The organism is Streptomyces sp. BF23-19, assembly GCF_041106355.1.
GTDB lineage: Bacteria > Actinomycetota > Actinomycetes > Streptomycetales > Streptomycetaceae > Streptomyces > Streptomyces virginiae_A.
Genome location: NZ_JBGBPT010000181.1, coordinates 1 through 3976, shown reverse-complemented (window position 1 = coordinate 3976; position 3976 = coordinate 1). Strand labels below are relative to the sequence as shown.

At 73.9% G+C, this 3976-nt stretch carries 3 protein-coding genes; 1 reads left to right on the top strand and 2 read right to left on the bottom strand.

The window, feature by feature from the left end; translation table 11 throughout:
- Positions 1-118 precede the first annotated feature (118 nt).
- Positions 119-733 carry a TetR/AcrR family transcriptional regulator gene (locus AB8A24_RS43070; RefSeq protein WP_328961765.1) on the bottom strand — a complete coding sequence of 205 codons (615 nt, stop codon included), beginning with the start codon at positions 731-733 and terminating at the stop codon, positions 119-121.
- 89 nt (positions 734-822) lie between these two features.
- On the opposite strand from AB8A24_RS43070, the gene AB8A24_RS43065 reads away from it, so the two are divergent.
- Positions 823-1899: an NAD(P)/FAD-dependent oxidoreductase gene (locus AB8A24_RS43065; protein WP_328961766.1), complete on the top strand. Its 1077-nt coding sequence runs from the start codon at positions 823-825 to the stop codon at positions 1897-1899.
- A 29-nt stretch (positions 1900-1928) separates the two neighbouring features.
- On the opposite strand, the gene AB8A24_RS43060 is transcribed toward AB8A24_RS43065, so the two are convergent.
- Positions 1929-3800 (bottom strand): tetratricopeptide repeat protein, encoded by a 1872-nt coding sequence (locus tag AB8A24_RS43060; protein ID WP_078850992.1) that lies wholly within the window; start codon positions 3798-3800, stop codon positions 1929-1931.
- Positions 3801-3976: the final 176 nt, after the last annotated feature.

Sequence of the window (3976 nt, the reverse complement as noted above, 5' to 3'; positions counted from 1 at the left end):
CGGGGACAGGATTTGAACCTGCGACCTCTGGGTTATGAGCCCAGCGAGCTACCGAGCTGCTCCACCCCGCGTCGGTAAACCCAACGTTACGTGAAGGCCCACGGCAGATGCAAATCGGTTAACCGGCCAGCCCGCGATGCAGGAGCGCGGTCAGCGTCTCCACCACTTCGTCGTCGTCGAGTCCGGCTCCGCCGGTCATGGCGGCGTACCCCAGCATCGAGATCATCGCCCCCATCGCCGCGGCGACCAGCTCGGGGTCCCCGGGCAGCTCACGGCCCTGCTCGCGCATGTACGCGAGGTGCTCGCGCAGCGGCGCGGTGTCCCCCAGGAGCCGCCCCCAGGCCTGCCCCGAGCCGGGCGGTTCGGCCATGGACTTCTGGAAGAGGGCGACCACGACGGGCAGATGGTCCCGGAAGACCCGCCAGGTGACCGCCACGTGCGTCCGCAGCTGCTCACGGTCGGCGAGGTCGTGGTCGCGGGGGTGGTCGTGGGCGCCGACCTCCCTGTCCACCTGGGCCCCCATGTCCGCGAGGAGCGCGTCCAGCAGTTCGTCCTTGCCGGCGAAGTGCTCGTAGAACGACCCGGTGGACCGACCGGCGGCCTTGGTGATGTCGGTGATCTTCGTCTGCGCGTAGCCGCGCTCCAGGAAGAGCGCCCGCGCCGCCTCCTTGAGCGCCGCCTCCGTGCCGGCCGCCCGCTCCTTGCGCACTCCCACCGCGATCCCCGTTCCCACTTGACGCCGTCTTCTCGGCCTCATCATACTGAACCAAGTTTCACCGAATCAGAGTTCAGTGAATATGGATTCAGCGAAAGAGGTCGGACATGCGTGTGTCAGTCATCGGGGGCGGAGTCGCCGGAGCGGCGAGCGCGATCGCCCTGCGCCGCGCGACCGGCGCGGAAGTCACGGTCCACGAGGCGTACGAGGACCCGGCCGGTCAGGTGGGCTCGTTCCTCAGCCTCGCCGTCAACGGGCTGCGGGGGCTGGACTCGCTGGGCTGCCTCGCCGAGGTCCAGGCCGCCGGGTTCCCGGTCGCCCTGCAGCGGATGTGGTCCTCCTCGGGCAAGCTCCTCGGGGAGGTGCCGCGCGGCCGGCTCGCCTCGGACAGCCTGCACAGCACGACGCTGCTGCGCGGGCGGCTGGTGGAGGTGCTGCGCGCCGAGGCGGTCCGGGCCGGCGCCCGGATCGAGACGGGGCGGCGGGTGTTTCCGGCGGACCTGGACGCGGACCTGGTGGTGGCGGCCGACGGCATCTGGTCGGCCACCCGCTCGGCGCTGGACCCGGCGGCGCCACCGGTGCGGTACGCCGGGCTCTACAGCGTGTCGGGGGTCTCCGAGGGCGTGCACCTCACGCCCGGCACCTACCACTTCGTCTTCGGCCGGCGCGGGGCGTTCCTCTGCGTCCCGGCGACGGACGGCACGGTCTGGTGGTCGGCCCAGGTACCCGCACCGGAGCCCCCGGACCCGGCGGAGGTCACACAGGGCCTGCTGGCGGAGCTGTACGGCAAGGAGGAGCTGCCGCTCTCCCTGATCCGGGCGGCGACCCGCGTCGACCGCCCGATGCCGATGCACCGGCTGGCGGACGTGCCCGTCTGGCACGACGGGCGCACCGTGCTGATCGGCGACGCCGCCCACCCGGTCGGGGCCGGGCAGGGCGCGTCGATGGCGATCGAGGACGCGGTGGCCTTGGCGCGCTGCGTGGCGCAGGTGCCGGACGTGGCCGGCGCCCTGGCCGAGTACACCCGCGTACGGCGCCCCCGGGTGGCCCGGATGACCCGGGCCGCGGCGACCAACCGCGACTCGAAGACCCCGGGCACGGTGCAGCGCCGCGTCAACGACCTGCTGATGCCGCTCGCCTTCCGGCACGTCTACGCCCGCTCCACCTCCTGGCTCTACCGCTGAGAGGCGGCAGCGGGACGGGGCCTCTCGGCCTAGGCCGAGAGTTCCTCGGCCAGGGCCTCGCGGAGTCGGGCCGCGCGCTGCGAGACCTCGGCCGGGCCCAGTTCCATGGCGCGCACGCACCACTTCTGGCCCTCCGCGAGGTCCCCGTGGCGGGCCGCCAGGAGGCCGAGGCGCAGGGCGGCGCGGCCGTGGCCCGCCACCGCCGCGCGGGTCCACCACAGGGCGGCCTCCGGCTCGTTCCCCTCACGGGCCAGCAGCAGCCCGAGGTTGAAGGCGCCGTTGCGGGAGCCGGCCTCGGCCGCCTCCCGGTACCAGCGCGCGGCGACCGCCAGGTCGCCGCGGGCCGCGGCCAGCATGCCGACCCGTACCTGGGCCCGGCGGTGCCCCAGCTCGGCGGCCCGCTCGTACCACTCCTCACTCTCGGTGCGCGGGGCGCCGCCCACGGGCTCGCCCAGGGCCACCGGCTCCGGCGGCGGGGCCAGCGACTCCAGCAGCGCGGCCAGGCGGAACGCCGCCTCGGCGCTGCCGCCGCCGGCCGCGCAGCGCAGGTGCCGCTCGGCCGCCCGGTCCTCGCCGTCCCGCACCAGCGCGATGCCGACCTGCAGCGCCGCGTCGGTGTGGCCGGCGGACGCCGCCCGCTCGTACCACTTCAGCGCCGTCCGGTCCTCGTCCCGGCTGGCGAACAGGATCCCGAGGTTGAAGGCCGCGTCGACGCTGCCCGCCTCGGCCGCCTTCGAGAACCACGGCTCCGCGCCCGCCGCGTCCCCGCCCTGGAGCAGCAGGATCGCGAGCGCGTTGGCCGCCTCGCGGTGCCCGGCGTAGGCGGCGCGCCGGTACCACTGCTCGGCCTGCGCGGTGCGGTCCTGTGCGACGCACAGCAGTGCAAGGTTGTACGCCCCGTTTTGATCGCCCGCGTCCATGGCGGTCCGATACCAGCGCTCCGCGGTCTGGGTCTCGCCACGTGCGGCGTGCAGCGCGCCCAGTGCGTTGGCGGCGTTGCCGTCGCCGTCCTGCGCCGCCCGGTGCCACCACACGGCGGCGCTCTCCTCGTCACCGGCGTCGCGCAGCAGGAAGCCGAGCGCGCAGGCCGCACGCGCCTCCCCCTGCTTGGCGGAGGTCAGGTACCAGCGCCCGGCCTCCTTGAGCTCGCCGCGCGCCTCCAGCAGGGCGCCCAGGTGCAGGGCGGCGCGCCGGTGCCCGCGCGCGGCGGCCTGCCGGTACCACTGCTCGGCCTCGGTGGGGTCGCCCTTGCGCAGGTGCCTCGCCAGCCGGTACGCGGCTTCGCGGTGCCCCTGTTCGGCGGCAGCGCGGAACCACCGCTCGACACCCTTGTCACCGCGGTGCTCCAGCAGGTCCGCCAGCCCGTACGCGCCCAGCGCGTGGCCGGACTCGGCCGCCTGCCGCATCCAGTACTCGGCGGCGGGCTCGTCCCCGCGCTCACGGAAGTAGCGGCCGAGGGCGTGCGCGGCGGGGGCCGATCCGGCGACGGCGGCGACCCGCCACCAGCCGGCCGCGTCCTCGGGGTATCCCCGCTGGTGGAGCAGCACGCCGAGGTTGTTCGCGGCGGCGCGGTCCCCTTCGCCCGTGGCTCCCCGCAGGTAGGGTTCCGCACCATCGAGGTCGCCGCGGCGCAGCAGCAGCGCACCGAGCACGCTCATGGCTCCGGGGTCGCCCTTGTCGGCGGCCACCCGGTGCCGGGCTTCCAGCTCGGCGTCGCTCGCCGCGTCGGTCTCGGCGAACATCTCCTCAGCGCTGTGCTTGTCCAAGAAGTCCGCATCGGTCAGTGCGGTCTGCGCGTCGACGACCGGAGCCGCCCCCTCGGCCTCTGTGCCCGTTCCGGACTCCGCCCTCACAAACCGCCCTGTCTCCAGCAGAGTTGACCTGTCCCCCATAAATCCCATCGTCGCATCACCTGCTACCCGCGTACACCTGGTATGTCGCAGCCAGTGAGGTCACTACAGCGTTTTGTCGACATGCCCACAGTGAGGTAAGTCAAACACGCTCCACCCACAAGTCACCCTCCCCGGCTACCGCGTGTCCGTCCCGGACATGACGAAGGCCCGGATCCATGGGATCC

Bases quoted from the DNA above. Each gene is read 5' to 3' on its own strand.
- AB8A24_RS43065 (WP_328961766.1), top strand. From the start codon at position 823: ATGCGTGTGTCAGTCATCGGGGGCGGAGTCGCCGGAGCGGCGAGCGCG.
- AB8A24_RS43060 (WP_078850992.1), bottom strand. From the start codon at position 3,800: ATGGGATTTATGGGGGACAGGTCAACTCTGCTGGAGACAGGGCGGTTT.